This is a genomic window from Anaerococcus provencensis, from assembly GCF_000312365.2.
In the GTDB taxonomy this organism is placed as follows: Bacteria; Bacillota; Clostridia; order Tissierellales; family Peptoniphilaceae; genus Anaerococcus; species Anaerococcus provencensis.
Map to the genome: position 1 here is coordinate 373,954 of NZ_HG003685.1, position 19,393 is coordinate 393,346.

General features: G+C 36.6%; 15 protein-coding genes. All 15 read left to right on the forward strand.

Features of this window, described 5'->3' with window-relative positions; translation table 11 throughout:
• Window position 1 precedes the first annotated feature (1 nt).
• The 15 genes from BN38_RS02030 to BN38_RS02100 all read left to right on the forward strand — a co-directional run bounded on the left by BN38_RS02030 (window position 2) and on the right by BN38_RS02100 (window position 19,215).
• A complete protein-coding gene (locus BN38_RS02030) occupies window positions 2–1,312 on the forward strand; it encodes a family 4 glycosyl hydrolase (protein WP_044565250.1) in 1,311 nt (436 codons plus the stop codon).
• Complete coding sequence (locus BN38_RS02035; RefSeq protein ID WP_044565251.1) at window positions 1,312–2,496, forward strand: PTS transporter subunit EIIC; 1,185 nt, start codon at window positions 1,312–1,314, stop codon at window positions 2,494–2,496. The genes BN38_RS02030 and BN38_RS02035 overlap by 1 nt, the downstream gene beginning before the upstream one ends.
• Window positions 2,497–2,509: 13 nt before the next feature.
• The gene (locus BN38_RS02040) at window positions 2,510–2,842 is read left to right on the forward strand and encodes a PTS lactose/cellobiose transporter subunit IIA (RefSeq protein ID WP_044565252.1); all 333 of its coding nucleotides are present in this window, start codon (window positions 2,510–2,512) and stop codon (window positions 2,840–2,842) included.
• Window positions 2,839–3,156 carry a PTS cellobiose transporter subunit IIB gene (locus BN38_RS02045; RefSeq protein WP_044565253.1) on the forward strand — a complete coding sequence of 106 codons (318 nt, stop codon included), beginning with the start codon at window positions 2,839–2,841 and terminating at the stop codon, window positions 3,154–3,156. The genes BN38_RS02040 and BN38_RS02045 overlap by 4 nt, the downstream gene beginning before the upstream one ends.
• Window positions 3,157–3,166: 10 nt before the next feature.
• Window positions 3,167–4,300, forward strand: a complete 1,134-nt coding sequence (locus BN38_RS02050; RefSeq protein ID WP_044565254.1) for an ABC transporter ATP-binding protein — start codon at window positions 3,167–3,169, stop codon at window positions 4,298–4,300.
• Window positions 4,301–4,328: 28 nt separating this feature from the next.
• Window positions 4,329–5,381 carry an ABC transporter permease gene (locus tag BN38_RS02055; RefSeq protein ID WP_230197709.1) on the forward strand — a complete coding sequence of 351 codons (1,053 nt, stop codon included), beginning with the start codon at window positions 4,329–4,331 and terminating at the stop codon, window positions 5,379–5,381.
• Window positions 5,382–5,403: 22 nt separating this feature from the next.
• The gene (locus tag BN38_RS02060; RefSeq protein ID WP_044565255.1) at window positions 5,404–7,125 is read left to right on the forward strand and encodes an extracellular solute-binding protein; all 1,722 of its coding nucleotides are present in this window, start codon (window positions 5,404–5,406) and stop codon (window positions 7,123–7,125) included.
• A 10-nt stretch (window positions 7,126–7,135) separates the two neighbouring features.
• Window positions 7,136–8,044, forward strand: coding sequence for a carbohydrate ABC transporter permease (locus tag BN38_RS02065; protein ID WP_084593729.1), 909 nt, complete (start codon window positions 7,136–7,138; stop codon window positions 8,042–8,044).
• A 1-nt stretch (window position 8,045) separates the two neighbouring features.
• On the forward strand, window positions 8,046–8,921 hold the full coding sequence (locus tag BN38_RS02070) for a metallophosphoesterase family protein (protein ID WP_044565256.1): 876 nt from the start codon (window positions 8,046–8,048) through the stop codon (window positions 8,919–8,921).
• A gap of 8 nt (window positions 8,922–8,929) precedes the next feature.
• Window positions 8,930–11,050: a GH92 family glycosyl hydrolase gene (locus tag BN38_RS02075; RefSeq protein WP_044565257.1), complete on the forward strand. Its 2,121-nt coding sequence runs from the start codon at window positions 8,930–8,932 to the stop codon at window positions 11,048–11,050.
• A 46-nt stretch (window positions 11,051–11,096) separates the two neighbouring features.
• Complete coding sequence (locus BN38_RS02080) at window positions 11,097–14,588, forward strand: glycoside hydrolase family 2 TIM barrel-domain containing protein (protein WP_044565258.1); 3,492 nt, start codon at window positions 11,097–11,099, stop codon at window positions 14,586–14,588.
• A gap of 120 nt (window positions 14,589–14,708) precedes the next feature.
• The gene (locus BN38_RS02085) at window positions 14,709–16,190 is read left to right on the forward strand and encodes a PTS transporter subunit EIIC (RefSeq protein ID WP_044565260.1); all 1,482 of its coding nucleotides are present in this window, start codon (window positions 14,709–14,711) and stop codon (window positions 16,188–16,190) included.
• Window positions 16,159–17,331: an N-acetylglucosamine-6-phosphate deacetylase gene (gene nagA, locus BN38_RS02090; RefSeq protein WP_044565261.1), complete on the forward strand. Its 1,173-nt coding sequence runs from the start codon at window positions 16,159–16,161 to the stop codon at window positions 17,329–17,331. The genes BN38_RS02085 and nagA overlap by 32 nt, the downstream gene beginning before the upstream one ends.
• Before the next feature lie 140 nt (window positions 17,332–17,471).
• Window positions 17,472–18,353 (forward strand): alpha/beta fold hydrolase, encoded by an 882-nt coding sequence (locus BN38_RS02095; protein ID WP_044565262.1) that lies wholly within the window; start codon window positions 17,472–17,474, stop codon window positions 18,351–18,353.
• Complete coding sequence (locus BN38_RS02100) at window positions 18,343–19,215, forward strand: LysR family transcriptional regulator (RefSeq protein WP_044565263.1); 873 nt, start codon at window positions 18,343–18,345, stop codon at window positions 19,213–19,215. Before BN38_RS02095 ends, BN38_RS02100 begins: the two co-directional genes overlap by 11 nt.
• The last annotated feature ends 178 nt before the right edge of the window (window positions 19,216–19,393 follow it).

Below are 19,393 nucleotides of genomic sequence, written 5' to 3' on the forward strand. Positions count from 1 at the left end.
TATGGACAAACTTAAAATTGCTATAGCTGGTGCAGGTAGTGGTTACACACCTGGCATAATCTTATCGATACTAAACCACGATGATTTGGACGTTTCTGAAATCAGACTTTATGACAACGACCAAGTTCGCAACGACGATATGGCCCTTATCATAGATTTTGTAATCAAAAAACGAGGCTATGATGTAAAGATTATAAAAACTGAAGATCCAAAAGAAGCCTTTACTGGCATCGACTTCGTATTTAGCCAAATCAGAGTTGGTAAAATCGATATGCGTGAAAAGGATGAAAAAATCCCACTTAAATACGGTCTAGTTGGTCAAGAAACTTGTGGCCTAGGTGGTTTTGCCTATGCCTTAAGGTCTATGGGTGGATTCTTAGAGCTTGTTGGATATATCCAAGAGTACGCTCCTGACGCATGGATACTAAATTACACTAATCCAGAATCTGTCATATCAGAATCTGTAAGAAGAAAATTCCCTCATGCAAAGATCATCAATGCTTGCGATATGACAATAGGAATAGAAGAGATGATTTGCAAGTCCTTTGGCTATGATAGGAAAAACTTTATTCAAACATATTATGGGCTCAATCACTTTGGCTGGTATAAGGAAATCTATGATACAAAGCTTAAAAGAGATGTGATGCCAGAGATAATCGAAAAGATTATTAGTGAAGGATTCGACGTATCTGAAGAAGACCCAGATTGGGCAAAGACATGGATATCCTACAGCCATCTTGTAGAAATGTTCCCTGATAGATTGCCAAATAACTACCTAGAATATTACTTGTTCCCAAATATGATTGTGGAAGCTGCAGATATTAACTACACTCGTGCCAATCAAATAATGGATGGTAGATACAAAAAAATCAAAGAAGTATCAAATGCTATAAGAAATAATCCAGACCTAGAAGAGATTGACTATGATGCGACCTCCCACGGCCAATATATAGTAGACATTGCTGCAAGTATCCTCCATGACAAAAATGATAGATTTATGCTAATAGTTCCAAACAAGGGGGCTATTCCAAATCTTAGAGACGATGCAGTTGTAGAAGTTCCTTGCTATGTCAATGCTAGGGGAGCAGAGCCAATCAGCCTAAGAGAAGATATACCAGATTTCCATAAGGGACTTATGGAGGCCCAAGTAGCAGCAGAAAAACTCTTGGTAGATGCATTCTTTGAACATTCATACTACAAAGCCCTCCAAGCCTTTGCTCTAAACCAATCAGTTCCAAATGCTGATGCTGCCAAGAAAGTTTTGGATGAGCTAATCATAGCAAACGAAGGCTACTGGCCAGAGCTAAAATAATGAAAAGGGAGATTATTAGCCCAAAGACAGAAGGCAAACTCCTAGAGCTTGCTGGCAAAGTGGAGATGAATCCTTACTTGCAGGCTATCAAAGGAGTGGCAAAAAACCTTCTTGCCCTTACTGTAGTTGGATCCATCCTAGCCTTAGTAGCTAAGAATTACTTGGTTGATTTAACCGGTATAAGTGTTGGTCTAATAGGGATTGTCTTTATCATAAATTTGAATGCCGAGATAAATAAAATTTTGGGAATTGAAGCAAACAAATACCTACTAATAAATTTACTTGCCATAATAGCCCTCCTATTTGGCAAAAGTGAATTTGACTTAAGTAAGCTGGGGACAATGGGAATAATTTTAAGCCTAATATTTGTGCCTATCAATATAAAGTTTGCAAGAAAACTCGAAAATATTCTCGATCAAATTCTTGGAGAGAAAATCCCTTTTGGGGCAAAAGAAAAGCTCGTAGAAGTATTGGCCCTGATAATTATTGGCCTTATTCATACAATGCTCGCATATTTATCGGTAAAAATATTTGCTATGTCCCTGGCATCTGCCATATTTTTCATAGTAAATCCAGTATTAAATATCTTTGACCAACCGCTAGTACTTGGGATTTTGGTTTTTATTATACAATTATATTGGTACTTGGGAGTTCATGGAGATTCTATAGTAGATCCTTTTATACTTCCCCTAGCCATAAGAAATATCAACGAAAACATAATAAATTGGTCCAGAGGTCTTGAACTTGACCATATATTTACAGAGACCTTTCTAAGTAACTTCTTGTTACTATCAGGGTCAGGCTTAACTATTGGACTTATAATTATACTTTTACTAAAAAAAGGGAATCCTTTCTATGAACTTGGGCAAATGAGCATAAAACCAGCTCTTCTAGGGATTAACGAAAATATAGTCTTTGGCATACCACTTACAAAAAACAAAGATTTTTTCCTACCCTTTGTAATAGGTCCATCCCTTGTGGCAATACTCGTAAGTCTAGCCTTCAAATATGGATACATAGGGAAGGCGATAATACAGCCAGTTGGAGGTTTGCCATTTTTCGTCCAAGGATTTTTGATGAATTTATCCCTAAAATCCATACTTACCCAAGTAATAATTATAGGTCTTGCTACTTTGATATACAGTCCTTTTGCCCTTAAGCTAATCAAAGAAAATAATAATTAAAGGAGTAGCCATTATGGCTTTAGATGAAAAACAATATGAAGATATCTTTAGCATGATTATTTTGGCTGGAGATGCCAGAGCTTATGCAAGCGAAGCATCAAATCTAGCTGATGACTATGATTTTAAGTCTGCTGAAGAAAAACTAAAACAAGCTCGCGAAAAACTCGTAGAAGCCCACAATATTCAAACATCATTTATGAATAAGGAGGCTAGCGGAGAAGGCACAGATATAAATATATTTTTAGTCCATGCCCAAGACCATTTTTCTATGGCAAGCATGGCCATTGAATTTGCTGAAAAACTTATTAGAGTCTATAAAAAAATCCAAGGAGGTGAAAATATTTGAAAAAAGCTTTGATAATTTGCAATGCAGGAATGAGCTCATCACTCATGGCTGATAAGACTAGTGCTTATTTTAAGGACAATAACAAGGATATAGAAGTCGATGCCACAACAGTGATGAAGGCTGATAATTCTATAGAGGATGGATCATATGACCTCTACCTAGTCAGCCCACAGATGAAACTTCATTTCGATAAACTAAAAGATTTAGCCGAAAAGAACAATAGAGATATTTTACAAATTCCAGCTGATTGCTATACTCCTATTAAAACAGGAATTGAAAAACTAGCTGATTTGATAGAAGAGGCAATCGGATAGGAAGGATGCTATGAAAGAGATACGATTAGAACATATTTACAAAGATTATATTCCAGGAACTCATGTTGTTAAAGACTTCAACCTTACTATCAATGAGGGAGAATTCATAGTATTAGTTGGACCATCAGGTTGTGGCAAGTCCACTCTTCTTCGTATGATAGCAGGACTTGAGGATATCACAGCTGGTAAACTTTATTTTGATGGCGAACTTATGAATGATGTCCATCCTAAGGATAGGGATATAGCCATGGTATTTCAAAACTATGCCCTATATCCACAGATGACAGTAGCAGAAAATATGGGTTTTGGTCTAAAGATGCAAAAAGTTCCACAAAAGGAAATTGACGAAAGGGTAGAAAAAACTTCCAAGGTCATTGGACTAGAAGATTACCTTGATAGACTTCCAAAAGAACTATCTGGTGGACAAAGACAAAGGGTTGCCCTAGGCCGTGCTATTTCTAGAAATCCAAAGGTCTTCCTCATGGATGAGCCACTAAGTAACCTTGATGCTAAACTAAGGGTTCAAACAAGGTCTGAGATATCAAATATATCCAAACAATTGGACAATACAACAATTTATGTAACCCACGACCAAGTAGAGGCCATGACTATGGCAGATAGGATTGTCTTATTAAGAGATGGAGTAATCCAACAAGTAAGTTCTCCACGTGAGATTTACTTATATCCAGTAAACAAATTCGTAGCTGGTTTTATGGGATCTCCTGCCATGAACTTTTTTGATGTAAAAGTTACAAATGAAGGCCTAGTTCACGGTAAGACCTTGATAAAGGCGCCAAGAGAAGTCATAGACTATCTCATGAGTACAGACTACGCTGGTAAAAACATCACCCTAGGTATCAGACCAGAAAACATATTCTTGGATAAGGAAATTGACCACACTTCTGATAGATACTCACCAATAGATATAGAAGTAAAAGTTGCAGAGCTACTTGGTTCTGAAACATTACTACACTTTGACCTAGAAGATAAGCCAATCATTGCAAAAATCATAAGCCTTGAAAACTTTAAAAGAGGGCAACATATCAAACTTGCAATAGATTTTGATTTTGCACATTTCTTTGACATTGACAGCGAAGAAAGAATTGATATACCAAACCACGGAGCTTACAGAAAGATAATATAGATAAATTTTGTAAAGAAAGGAGGTAAAGATGGATAGTAGCAATACTAATAATTTAGGAGGCACTGTCAATCCTGAGGGAGCTTTGGCCATGAGTGAAGCTGGAGATGAGATCAAAAACAAAGCTAATGCTAATAGTAATCCAGATCATGATCCTAACTTTCATCCTAATAAGAGAAGTTTTAAACAAGAATTTAATAGGTACAAAACATTTTACTTTATGCTAGTACCTGCTATACTCTTCTTTTTGATATTCTCCTATTGGCCAATGACAGGAAACTTACTAGCTTTTAGAGAATTTTCCTTTAACTCAGGCATGTATGGCAAGGGCTGGGTAGGACTAAAGTACTTTAGAGAATTCTTCACTGCTCGTGAAACCCCAATGTATATCAAAAACACTTTGATAATATCAGCTCTAAAGATGTTTGTATACCTACCATTCCCAATAATAATGGCCATGATTTTCAATGAAATCGGCAATAAGAGAACAAGATCTGCTTTCCAAAGTATATCTTACTTGCCATATTTCATATCATGGGTTGTTGTAGTTGGTATGTTAAACAAGCTCTTTGCTCCAAACACAGGGCTGATAAACATATTCTTAAAGCAAACGGGCATATCAGATGGATCGAGATTTTTCATGATGGAACAGTCATTCTTCTATCCGGCAGTCTTGTGGAGCCACACATGGAAGAATATTGGCTGGGACTCAATAATTTATTATGCAGCCATCATGGGCATATCACCGTCACTATATGAAGCGGCCGCCATAGATGGGGCTAACCGTCTGAAACAAACAAGGTATGTAACCTTGCCGGGTATAACCAGAACCATAGTTTTATTATTTATAATATCCCTAGGTGGCATACTCGCAGCAGGATTTGACCAAATTTATTTGATGCAAAATCCAGGTAACTATCAAGTATCAGAAATAATTGATACCTACATAGTAAAAACTGGTCTAGAGAAAGCAAGATATGGCCCTGCAACAGCAGTAGGCTTGGTGCAAGGTCTGGCAGGACTAATACTGACAGCAGTAGTAAACAAAGTTGCAGATAAAATTGGCGATAACGCCCTATGGTAAAAATTGAAATCAAGGAGAAAAAATGAATTTCACATTTAAAAAATTATCAATACTAGCATTGTCACTTACAATGCTGCTTTCATCTTGTGGAAACAAAGATAATTCAGCAAAAAAAGAAAGCGCTGAAACAAGCACAGAAACTAGTGAACAAACAGATAAGCCAGATACATGGATAGCTGATAGAGAAATCAATCTTTTAGTTTTCGAATCAGGTTCAGACGTTGGTGAGGGAACAATGAGTCCAGAAATCGCCGACTACATCAAAGAGAGAACAGGTATTACACTAAATATTCAATCAGTTACATCAGAAGACTCTTACGAAGCTCTAGCAGCAGGTCTTGCTTCAGGTGACTTGCCAGATGCTATAGCTTATTACCTAAACAACTCAGGTAGACCAGAATTCCCAATCCTATTGAAAGCTGCCAATGAAGGTATGTTCCATGATATAGCTCCATATCTAAAAGAGGGTAAAATCTATGGCAAATACTTTGAAGATGGATATCTACCAAGCGATACAAAAAGAAATATCATGATGAGAGATGATTGGGATGGAGCAACATACCTAGTTCACATGTCTATTCCAAGAAATCCTGCTGACCCAGACCCTAAATATATAGGTGGTCTATACATCAGAAAAGATATAGCTGATAAACTTGGCGTAGAGATGGATTCTATCCACACAGCAGACCAACTTGAAGAAGTACTAAGAAAAATCCAAGAAGGCGACTTCAAAGATGTAAACGGCAACCCTGTAGTTCCACTTGGTCCAACAATCTGGGGTGGTTCAGATAGACCATGGCCATACAGAAACCTAATCTGGGAAGGTCAAGGCGCACAAAAAATCCTAAAAGACAAAGATGGCAATATCAAACACGAATGTATGACAGATTATGCAGAAAAACGTGTTGAACTTGTACGTCGTTGGTTAAAAGATGGACTAATGCACCCAGAATATTACACAATAGAAGAAAACAGAGCTCGTGAAGGAATCCTAAATCAAGCTTACGGTATCATAGCAGATACTCACTCTAGAATGGTAGAAATGCAAAATATGGCATATATCCCACTTGGCGACCTAGACAGAGCTGATGGAACAAGCAACATGGTGGTTCCATATAAATCTGGTTATTCAGGATGGGCTATACCATCAACAACAGAAAATCCAGAAGAAATTGTTAAATTTGCTGATTGGCTAGCAGGCCCAGAAGGTAAACTTCTATACTTCTACGGTCTTGAAGGCAAACACTACGACCTAGTAGATGGCAAACCAGTTCCTAAGAAAGAATTAATTGAGTTGATGGCTAAAGATCCAGATGCAGCTAAAAAAGAAGGATTTAGAGGCGTTGGCGCTTACTGGGGCGAACACTTTGCTTACACAGATATGGCTAACCTTGAAGACTTTGGCGAAACATCTTGGGGAGACGAATCTAGCGATAACGAAAACAACGCTGCTGTAAAATACATCGAAATGTATGACTTCGACAAAAAATACGAAGAAAAAACAGTAATAGACGGCTTGAACCCAGCTGCATACCTATATGAATTTGAAGGCGACGATGGCGGACTTGCTCAAGCTATGCAAGAATGGGATGAAGATATAGTAAAAGCTTACTATGCAACAAGCGAAGAAGAAGCTAATGCAATCATAGAAGAATCAAGAAGAAAACTAAAAGATGCGGGTATTGAGGACTTCTGCAAATTCTTAAAAGAAAAAGAAGATGAGGGAGACACAATATTCTATTAAGGAGTAAATGATGGATAAGGCAAAAAAATATATGCAATCTAGCACTTGGGCCCAAGTAATATTTTATATAGTCTGTATAGCCCTATCGCTAGCTATCATATTACCATTTCTCCATATATTGGCACTATCATTCAATGCCGGAACGGATTCTGCTCAGGGAGGAATAACATTCTTCCCTAGGGAATTCACCACTGAAAATATTGCTCAAGTATTCAAGCAAGACAACCTAATAAATGCATTTTTTATATCTGTATTTAGGACAGTTCTAGGAACAGCTCTTGGCGTGTTTTTGATGTCTATGGCTGCTTGGGCACTTACAATTCCAGGACTACCAGGTAGGTCTAAGATAACATTTTTTATATTTTTCACTATGTTATTTGGTGGAGGAACTATACCATACTACCTAGTATTAAGTGAGCTTGGCCTTACTAATACTATTTGGGTCTACATCTTCCCGTCCTTATACAGTGTTACCAACATTTTGCTCTTAAGGTCAGCCTTTATGCAGGTTCCTATGAGCTTGGTTGAAGCAGCACGTATTGATGGGATGAGTGAATTTAGGATATTTACTGACATGGTGCTTCCAATGAGCAAACCAACCCTTGCTACAGTAACCTTGTTTACCGCAGTAGGCCATTGGAATGACTGGTTCTCAGGATCATTTTATGTGAGAAATGCAAAGTTAAAACCACTTGCAACAATCTTACAGGATATGTTGACCCGTCAACAAGGTCTGTCAAATATCCTCCAAAAAAACTCTGGAGCTGCAGGTTACCGTGCCCTAGAAAATGTCAAAATCACTGGAGAATCTTTACAAATGGCTACAATAATCGTAGTAATTCTCCCTATAGTTATCTTCTATCCATTCATACAAAAATATTTTGTAAAGGGTATAACTATCGGATCTGTAAAGGAATAATATGGAAATAAAAGAAAATAAATTTAGAATACTTCAACTTACTGATACTCACTTTGGCAACTTGCCAGAAGCAGATGATGATATCAGAACCTATAAATTATTAGAAAAAATAATCGTAGATACCAAGCCTGACCTTATCATCCACACAGGAGATGTGATGTGGTCTGATGGTGTCAAAAACGCCGACATAGTTTTCACTAATGTCATGAAATTTATAGACCAATTTGATATCCCCTTTGCTCTAACCTTTGGCAACCATGACACAGAGGAGATAGTAAGTCGCGAGGATTTGAGAAATATTTATGAAAAAAACATCCGAAACAAACCGAAAAAATCGGATGTTTTTCTCACTGGAGATAGAGAATCTTACACCATAAACTTAGAGAAGGATGGAGAGCTTGTCACTGTCCTATATATGATAGACTCTGGCGAATTTGACAGATTTGGCTATGGCAAATACGACTGGGTATTGCCTGAACAAGTAGACTGGTTTAAGAAAGTTTCAGATAAGTATAAGAAAAATGACGGTATAAAAAGAAATATCATCTTCCAACACATACCACTTCCAGAATATAGGGATGTTGTTGATGATCTATTGGATGGGTATTGTGCTGAAGAAGACAAAACTATATCAGCACCATTTATAAATACAGGCCTATTTGCCAATATGCTCTTAAATGGAGAAACATGGGGCATTGTCGTTGGCCACGACCATGACAACAACTTTGATGCAGTAAAATATGGCATCCACCTATCCTATGCCAACTCAAGTGGCTACCAAACATATGGCGATCTGCCAAAGGGCGGAAGCATCATTGAGATAAATCTCGATCCTTATGAGATTACAAAGACAAATGTTACTTATAGTGATATATAGGGGAACTAATGAATTCAATAATTAATGAAATTTTAGCAAATAAGAAATTTACAGATACTAGAATTGGAACTGATAGTCTTAGAGAATTTTCTAACGGTAACACTCTTCCATTGTTAGGCACCCCTCATGGCCTAAACTATTTTTCAGTCCAAACAGATGGCAGGAGTTCTTGGTTTTTCAATCCAAATGAAAAAGAATTCCAAGGATTCAGATTAACTCACCAACCAAGCCCTTGGATGGAAGACTTCTCTTATATGACAATCTTGCCATTTTCAAAGGAACTCGATACTGAGTATCAAAAGGTCTATTACGATACTGATAAATCTATCTTTAGACCAATAGTTAACAAGATAATCTATGATTCAGGGGACGAAGCTATAATAACAGCTGATGAAGAAGCAGCTATCATAAACTTTAATGCAGATAGCGAAGTTTCTTTTAAAATAACAGGGCCTGGCATAGATTTTAGAAAAGAAGATGGAAAGATTCTAGGCCAAGTTATCAACTATTCCGGTTGCGAAGATGAAGACTTTACCATGTATGTGGAAATTCGTCTAGACTGTGACTTTGAACTAGAAAATATTGAGGGTTATTTTTATATCAAAACCAAAGCCAAAGAAGCAAATTTGAAACTTGCAACATCTTTCATATCAAAAGACCAAGCGACCTATAACTATGAGAAAGCTTGTGATGAAATCTCAGATATGCTAGCTTCTGCTGCTGGTAAGTGGCAAGAATACCTTGATATATTTGATGTAGAACTTACTAGAAAGCCAAGCCAATATGACCAATACGAGGTCTATGATAGAAAAGATCAAGTATCTATGTTCTATCATTGTGTCTACAGGTCTTTCCTATTTCCTACAAAATTTTATGAAGTTGATAGAGATGGCAATGAAGTCCACTACAACACTCTAGCAAAAGAAGTAAGAAATGGGAAACTATACACCAATATTGGTTTCTGGGATGGTCAAAAGACCCTATTCCCACTTTTAAGTCTAGTTGCCACAAAAGACTACGAAGATATCTTGGAGGGAGTTTATAACTCCTATAAGGAAACAGGATTTCTTCCTAAGTGGCTATCTCCAGATGAGAGAGGGCTAATGCCAGGAACCCTAGTTGATAGTGTCATAGCTGATGCTATAACAAAGGACATTGGAAGTGACTTGGCCGATGATTTACTAAAAGCTATGATAGATTCGTCAGAAAAAGAATCTGATGACCCTCATTATGGCAGATATGGTGCTTATGAATTTAGAGAAAAGGGATATATTTCATCTGACAAACACGAATCAGTAAACCAAACCCTAGACAACTGCTTATCTGATTTTTCCATAGGAGTAGCTGCAAAAAAACTTGGCTACGATGATTTGGCAGAAAAGTATCTAAATTATTCCCACAATTGGACCAATCTTTTTGATCCAGAGACTAAGTTCTTAGTAGAAAAAGATAATGATGGCCATTTCAAAGAAAATTTCGATCCCTACGATTGGGGCTCACCTTACACCGAGGGTGGAGCTTATCAAAATTCTTATAATATGTACCACGATTTTGACAAACTAATAGAATTGTTTGGATCAAAAGAAGCTTTCAAGGAAAGACTAGATGAACTGGTAAATGCTGATTCTAATTTTAACATAGGCCATTACGATTGCGTTATTCACGAAATGTTAGAAGTGGAGACAGCACACTTTGGCCAAGTCGGCATATCCAACCAACCAAGTTTTCACTTGCCATACCTCTACCACTTTGTAGATAGACCTGATTTAAGTCAATATCTGGTGAAAAATCTCCTACTAAATTATTTCAGATATGACTTTAAGGGCTATCCAGGTGATGAGGACAATGGATCAATGAGTGCTTGGTACATTCTTTCAGCCTTAGGCATCTATCCAGTTTGTCCTGGTACAAATGAATATATGCTAGGAATTGGGCTATTTGATAAGGTCAGCATTAAGCTTGCCAATGGCAATACATTACAAATACTTGTAGATGAGAACTACCACCACAAGAAATTTGTCGACACTATAAAAATAGATGGCAAAGTCATAGAAGAGAGGAGAATCTCCCACGATGACTTTATAAATGCCAAAGAAATTGTCTATAGGCTAAATATAATAGGAAAATAAATAAGATCTCGGTTTTGCCGAGATTTTATTTGTATAGGATATAAATATGCGCAAAGAAAGAACACAATATATTGATAATAAAGGACTTATAAAATTTGATGATGATTGGAAGTTTGCTATCGGCCCTATTATTGGAGCAGAAAAGCCAAACTTTAATCATTCTTCTTGGCAAGAAATAGACTTACCCCATGATTTTTCTATTGACCAGGCCTATTCCAAGGCAGGAGAAGCCCAGTCAGCCTATAAGCTTGGCGGCATAGGCTGGTATAGGAAGTTTTTTAGGATAGAAGATATCAAAAATACTTTCATTTATTTTGACGGCATATATTCTGATGCCTATATCTATATAAACGGTGAGTTTATCGGAGAACATCACTATGGCTATGCTCCTTTTATCATTGACATTAGCACATACCTTTACGAAGATAGGGAGAACTTATTGGCTATCAGGGTAGAAAACCACATACCTAATAGTCGTTGGTATTCTGGTTCTGGTATATATAGGTCGGTATATATATTAAATTATGATGACGTTTTTGTAGAGCCTTTTACTTTTAAAGTGGACAACTCTAATCTGCGCCAAGATAAGGTAAATCTATCTTATAGCTTTAAGCTTAGAAATACGACCAATAGGCAAATGAAGCTTAAGACCATAGTTAGCGTCAAAGATAAGATAAGCAAGGACATCCTTGCCCTTGATGAAAAAAACATAGTCATTGATAAAAGCCTGGATATCAAAGAGAGCTTTCCTATAGATTATCCCAAACTTTGGGATGTCGATGATCCAAACTTGTATGAGATTAACCTACAAATACTTGCTTCTGATAAGTGCCTATATGAAAAAACTATCGACTATGGATTTTCATATATTGATAAGGATCCTGACCTAGGATTTTTTCTAAATGGCAATCCTACTAAACTAAAGGCAATTTGCCTTCACCACGACCATGGTGCCTTGGGTGCTTGTGATTATGAGGAGGCTATATTTAGGCAACTAAGCCTACTTAAGAAGATGGGGGCCAATGCAATAAGGATTACCCACAATCCAGGCTCTAGAAAAATAATAGATTTTTGCAACAAAATGGGCCTTATGGTCATTGAGGAAATATTTGATGGTTGGCTTTTGCCAAAAAACAATAACTACAATGACTATTCCCTATATTTTGACAAGGAAATATCAAGTGATTCCTTGTATTTGTCCCATAAAAATATGACTTGGGCTCAATACGACCTAAGGATGACTATCCACAGGGATTACAATGACCCTTCTGTCATTATGTATTCTCTGGCCAATGAAGTCTTGGGAGGGACATCATGGATTGGAGCAAAGAATTATCCGGAAATTGGAAATATGCTTATCAAAACCCTAAGGGAAATAGATCAAAAAAGACTAATTACTATAGGCGATAATGTCCTTAGAGATTGGGACAATCCTATTTTTGTTGCTATCGAAGATAATATCACAGCAAACAATGGCTTAGTCGGCATCAATTATGGGGAAGATGAAAGGCTTGAACAAATGCATGAGGACCACAAGGATTGGTGCTTGTGGGTATCTGAGTCATCATCAGCAATCAACTCAAGGTCAGTCTATGACATTACTGAAAATAATGAGACCAAGGGTTTTGAGCTCACTTCTTATGATGAGTCAAAAGTAGGTTGGGGGTCCTTGTCAAGTGAATCCTGGTACAGGACTATTATTCGTGACTTTGTCATAGGTGAGGCTATTTGGACAGGCTTTGACTACTTGGGCGAGCCAACTCCTTGGAATGGGATGATAAGGGGAGATATCTTTGGCTGGCCAGCTCCAAAATCTTCATACTTTGGCATCGTTGATACAGCTGGTATTCCCAAAGACAGATATTATTTCTATATGTCCCAGTGGTCAAAAGAAAATGTCCTCCACCTAGTCTCATCATGGAATAGAGACCAAGTAAAAATCATAGATGGAAAAGTTAGGGTTGACCTTTACTCCAACACTAAGACTGTAGAACTTTTCTTCAAAAACGAAAATGGAGAGATAAAATCATTGGGTGGTAAAACTTTTGAAAAGCACACGACCAAGGCAGGTCACACATATCAGAAAGTTGCTGGAGAAAGTGGACATAGGTCACTTTATATGACATGGCTAATCCCATATGAAGAGGGCACAGTCTTTGCCAAAGCCTATGATGAAGATGGAAATATTATTGAAAATACTATAGGCAGATCTTGCCTATCTACCACAAAAAAACCTTATAAATTAAAAATAAATCTAGATAATAAAACCATTGAAAAGCAATACCTAAATTACTTTATGATCTCCGTTCTTGACCAAGATGGCAATCTAATTACTAATGCAGATAATGAGATTACAGTAGAGCTTTCAGATCCGGAAGCGACCTTGCGACTTGATAATGGCTGTCCTTATGATATGACAAGCTTTTTTACAAATAAGAAAAAGGCCTATGGGGGTAAGCTTCTTGCCATAACAAAAGCAAGCAAAGCAAGTCCAGATAAACTTTCCGTTAAAGTATCAGCAGAAGGACTTGTCGGCGATGAGACTGAAATTGATTTGCAAAAAAAATCATATAAGACTACTTACAACTATCAAAAATATTACAATATAAGTTGCAAGGATGAGCTAGAGTTAAAAGATACTATCTATAGCTATAAAGATGCTAAGAATATAAAGGTAGCTTGGGATAATGAGATTAGCACTTCTGATGGACTTATAGTAAATGGAACTTTAGAAAATAATGATCCTATCACAGTTTATGTAAACTATATAGATGACATAATTGACATCTTAAATATCAATACAGCAATTTTCCCAAATGAATTGCCAAAGCTACCAAAGCAAGTTCCACTAATTAGCAAAGATGGTAAAGTCATCGCTTGCGGCTTAGAAGTTACTTGGGAAGATATTAGGGGAGATGAGATTGAAAGGGAAGGATATCTGTCAAAGAATTATTATCTAAAATGGAAAGATAAAACACTTGTAGGAAAGTCCAATATTAGGATAAGGAAAGAAGATTATTTTCCAGATACCTATATAGAAAACTTCACCATGGAAAAGGAAGTAGGCGATGGTTTCATATACTATGCCTTCGATTCTCAGCAAACTATTGGGGAGATTGAATTTATAGGAGGATTTGAGGGAGCCATTTATGTATCCGAATATGGAACCGAAGATAAGTGGGAAGAAGTAAGAGACTATGAGATAGAAAAAAGAGATAATTCCATAGTCTACAAATTTGATCACTTGCTGGCAACCTATGTTAAGATTCTTGGAGATAATTTAGAAGATGAGAAAATAAAAATTTTATCCCTAAAATATATCTCTGTAATCAGCCCTTCCCTAGAGATAGATAAGATTATTATAAACGGCAAGGCCTGTTTATATGAGGATGATATAAAATTTGATGGCGAAATAAAATCATTAGATTTAGTAGCAAAGGACAACATTTCCTATAATTTTATTAAGGAAAGTGGGACTTTGATACTAGTTTCTGAAGATAATAAAAATATAAGAAGCCTTACTATAAAATCCTTATGATTTATACTAAGGGACTTTATTAAAATACTTTGCAAAAAGGGTATAAATCCTAGTAAAGGAATTTTGCAAAAAGTAGGCTTTGATAAAATATCAAAGCACAAATTAAATAAGGAGAGTACTATGAACAAATCATTGAACAAATTTAGCGATAAGCTACAGATTTTTGGTAGATCGATGCTACTGGGTATTTCTGCTCTACCAGCAGCTGCTATCCTCAATAGGTTAGCTGATGGTGACTTGTTAAATATTCCATTTTTGAAAGAAGCTGCATGGACAATATTTGCTATATTGCCACTAATATTTGCAGTATCAGTAGCAGGAGGAATCACCAAAGATAAGCACATAGCAAGCGGTATTGGTGCTGTTATTGCTTTTAATATCTTGGTTAGGACATTAAGACCAATGGGAGATACAGACCTTAACTCCTTTGGCAGAGCGGCTATTCCTACCATAGAATCCAATATTTTTGTAGGTATTGTGGCAGGTCTTATAGCTGGAATTTCTTATGAGAAATTTAAGGACAAGACCCTACCAAAGGGACTAGAATTCTTCTCAGGTCGTAGACTTGTTATTATAATGAGTTCGTTTTTTGCAATTATAACAGCATTGATTTTCTCATTTATATTCCCAGCTTTAGATAAGGCTATCCTATCTTTAGGCCAAGCCTTGGGCAATATGAAAGCCGGTCCATTCTTATTTGCATTTTTGAATAGACTTTTGATACCAACAGGTTTGCACCACATCATAAATATCTACATCCAAATGCAATTGCCATCAAGCCTTGCAGAATTTGCAAGTGTTACAGGCGAAATCCCAAGATTTTTCGCTGGAGACCCAAGTGCTGGTACTTTTGTAAGCGGAATGTTCCCTATGATGATGTTTGGTCTTCCAGGGGCAGCTTTGGCTATGTATAAGACAGCTTATCCAGAGAATAAAAACAGAGTTAAGGGTCTACTTTTAGGAGCAGGCTTTACAGCATTTTTAACAGGAATTACAGAACCAGTTGAGTTCTCATTTATGTTTGTATCCCCACTACTATTTGTAATGCACGCCCTATACACAGGACTTGGAACAGTTATTATGAATATTATTGGTTCAAAAATGGTAGGTGTTGGAGGATCTGGTATCATCGACTACATCTTGCAATTTAACAAGGGGACCAAACCACTTTTAGTGATACCAGTTGGATTGCTTATCTTTGCCCTATACTATTTCACCTTCAAATATGTCATAGAAAAAAGAAATATAAAGACACCTGGTAGGGAAGATAAGACCATACAAAATGTAAATACTGAAATAAAACTATCTGAAAAAGCAAGACTCGTCCTAGAATATATAGGCGGAGCAGAAAATATTGTAGAATTTGAGAATTGTATAACAAGACTTAGATTAAAATTAAAAGATCCATCAAAGGTAAATGTAGAAAAACTAAAAGAAATCGGCATCATTGAAGTTATGAAGATGTCAAACAACAACGTTCACCTTGTAGTTGGTCTTGAGGTTGAACAATTGGCCAATGAAATTGCACCACTACTAAAAGAAGAAAAAATAGTACCGAAAGGAACAACAGATGCTAGCCAAATGTCAGACCTACAAGGTTAAGAAACTCTATACTGGCGAAGAAATCCTCGAAAACCAAGAAATATCTATAGAAAATGGAATAATCAAATCTATAAAAACACTAGAAGATGTTGATAACGACGATATTATGATTCCGGGATTTATAGATATCCATAACCACGGTGGCTACGGTATTGATTACCTTGAAGATGACAAGGAAAAATACCAGAGACTACAAGTCTTGCAGGCTAGCGAGGGCATAACATCGCTCGTTGCAACCCTTGGCTTAAGTAACAAGGAAAAGACCTTTGCTGGAATTGATAAGCTTAGATCCTATATAGAAAATCAAAACGATAAGGGTGCCAAAATTCTTGGCATCCACCTAGAAGGGCCATTTGTAAGCAAAGAAAAAGGAGGGGCTATGGATGAGAGTCTCGCCATAGACCCTGATCTTGATTTGATGGGTGAATTTATAGAAAAATCTGCAGATAATATTTCTATTGTGACCCTAGCACCAGAGCTTGATGGGGCCATGGAGTTGATAGAATATCTGCTTGATAAAAATATCATTCCAGCTGCTGGCCATACCGATGCCAAGGAAGCAGACATGGTCGAGGCCTATGATCATGGCCTACGCCAAGTGACTCATCTATTCAATGCCATGAGGGGTTTTCACCATAGGGATATAGGAATTGTAGGAGAAACTCTTACAAATGATTATATATATGCGGAAATGGTTGGCTGTGATGGCCTATCCATCAATCCAAAGGCTTGGAAACTAGCCTTTTCTATGAAGGGTCCGGAAAAAATGGTCATGGCCACAGATGCTCTAATCCTAAAGGGGCTTCCAAATGGTGAGTACGAATGGATGGGCAAAAAGATTAGATTTGAAGATGGCTTTGCCTATACCAATTACCATGGAGAAAATAGACTACCTGGAAAACCAATGACTTTCCCAGGATCAATTAAAAACATTATGGCATTTACTGGTGCAAGCATGGAAGATATAGTGACCATGAGCGCTGTAAATCCAGCCAAAAGATTGGGTCTTGACCAAAAGAAAGGCAAGATTAAAGTGGGTTTTGATGCCGATTTTAATATCATAAACAAAGATTTTGATATATTAGACACTATTATAGCAGGTAAGAGTAATAGAGAAGATTACGAAAAATATAAATTTTAAGGAAATGGGTTTGTTACAAATTTTGTGGCAGACCCTTTTTGCTATAAAAATTATCATTAATTAATCTCTTATAAGGGTATCAAGATAAGAAGATGATTAAATATTTTATCAAGATAATATAGTAAAAAAAGGAGGAAAATTTGTACGATTTAAAGAAAGTAACAATACCATCAGGAGAAACTATAGCATATAGGAATTGTGGAAGTGGAGATAAGGTAATTTTGCTAATCCACGGCAACCAATGTTCATCTACAATTTATAATGAATTTATGGGAAGGTATGAGGATAAGGCTAGTGTATATGCCGTAGACCTTGCTGGTTTTGGAGAGTCTACATACAATAATCCTCACAAAAAAATGGTGGATTGGGCCAAGGATGTCAAGGAATTTATGGATGAATTAGAATTAGAAAATGCCATAGTAGTAGGCCATTCTGCAGGAGGTGGGGTTGGACTGAAACTTGCTACAGACTATCCAGATAAAGTAGGAGAACTTGTCCTCATAGCATCTGTTGGAGTCAAAGGATTCTATTTGCCAATGGTAGATGAGAATTTCCTCCCAATAGAAGGAAAATATGCACGAACCTATGAAGAAGTAGCAGGACACCCGTCAATGATATTTGTAGAAAATCTCATCAAAAACAAGGACAAAGTTGCAACTAAACAAATGTGGGATGCAAGCCTTTATAACCTAAAAGCACCAAACGAGGATTTGTATCAAATATACATGGACGAATTTTTCAAGGAAAGATGCTTTACAGACATAAGCGTAGCCCTTTGCCAATTTAATATAACAAATGAAGAAGGAGACGGATCTATAGAAAAAATCACCTGTCCAACAACATGGATCCACGGCAAAAAAGACCAAGTTGTCCCATTTGTGATTGGCCAAAACTCTGCAATATATTTCCTTAACAAACTAGACTTCATAGCCCTAGACCAGGCTGGCCACATGGTCTTTAATGACTGTCCAGAAGAATTTTACGGTCATATTGACGAGATTGTAGAAAAGTATGCTAGATAAGCACCTAAGATATTTTATAGAGCTGGTTAAACACAAGAACTATACTAGAGCTAGTGAGAATTTATATGTAAGCCAATCCACTGTAAGCAAAGCTGTGTCAAATCTTGAAAAGGAACTTAGTGTAAAACTTATTAGAATGGATAAGGGAGAATTTACCCTTACAAAAGAAGGGGAATTACTTTACCAATTTGCCCTTGATGTGACTAAATACTACGACATAAGAGAAGAAGAATTATTAGTAAAAATCCAAAACTTAGGAGGAAATCTGTCATTAGGACTTCCTCCTACTGCTGGTTCTATATATTTTTTTGAGAAAATTTCTGAATTCAAAAACAAATATCCGGATATAGATTTAGAAATCAAAAATGAAACGTCCAAGTATTTACCAGAAATGTTATTAGACCATAGTCTAGACTTGGGAGTTGTTATAGAGCCTTTTGATGATGATAGATTCATCAAAAATATAGTTTATGAGTCAGAAGCTGTCCTTGTAGTGAGCGAAAGCCACAGATTTAGTCAAATGGAAGAGATTGATTTTTCATTATTAAAAGATGAGAACTTTCTTCAGATATCAGAAGACTATCAATACTATTGGGTTTTCAAGGATTATTGTAAGAAAGCTAATTTTGAACCAAATGTCATCTTTAATAATTACGATTGGGATATGGTATTGGAAATGGTAGCGGCCAATATTGGCATTACTATCATGCCAAAACCCCTAGTGATTAAATATTTCTCATCAAGAGTAAAACTTGTAAGCCTTAAAAATCCAGCATTTCCTTGGGCTCTTACTCTAATATATCCAAAAGGATCTTATATTACTAAAGAGATGGAAAAATTCATAAGGATTTGTTCGCATTAAAAACGATTTTAAATATAAGTTATAAAAAATATAACAGATTAAAATATTAGACTATGAATACAATTCATAGCTTATGAAATATTGATATACCAAGTGTATTGTATATTTTGCCCTCCATGCTTATAATGTAAGTAGATAGAAGTTAGCTAACCATCATCTAGAAAAACGTTATCAGGAC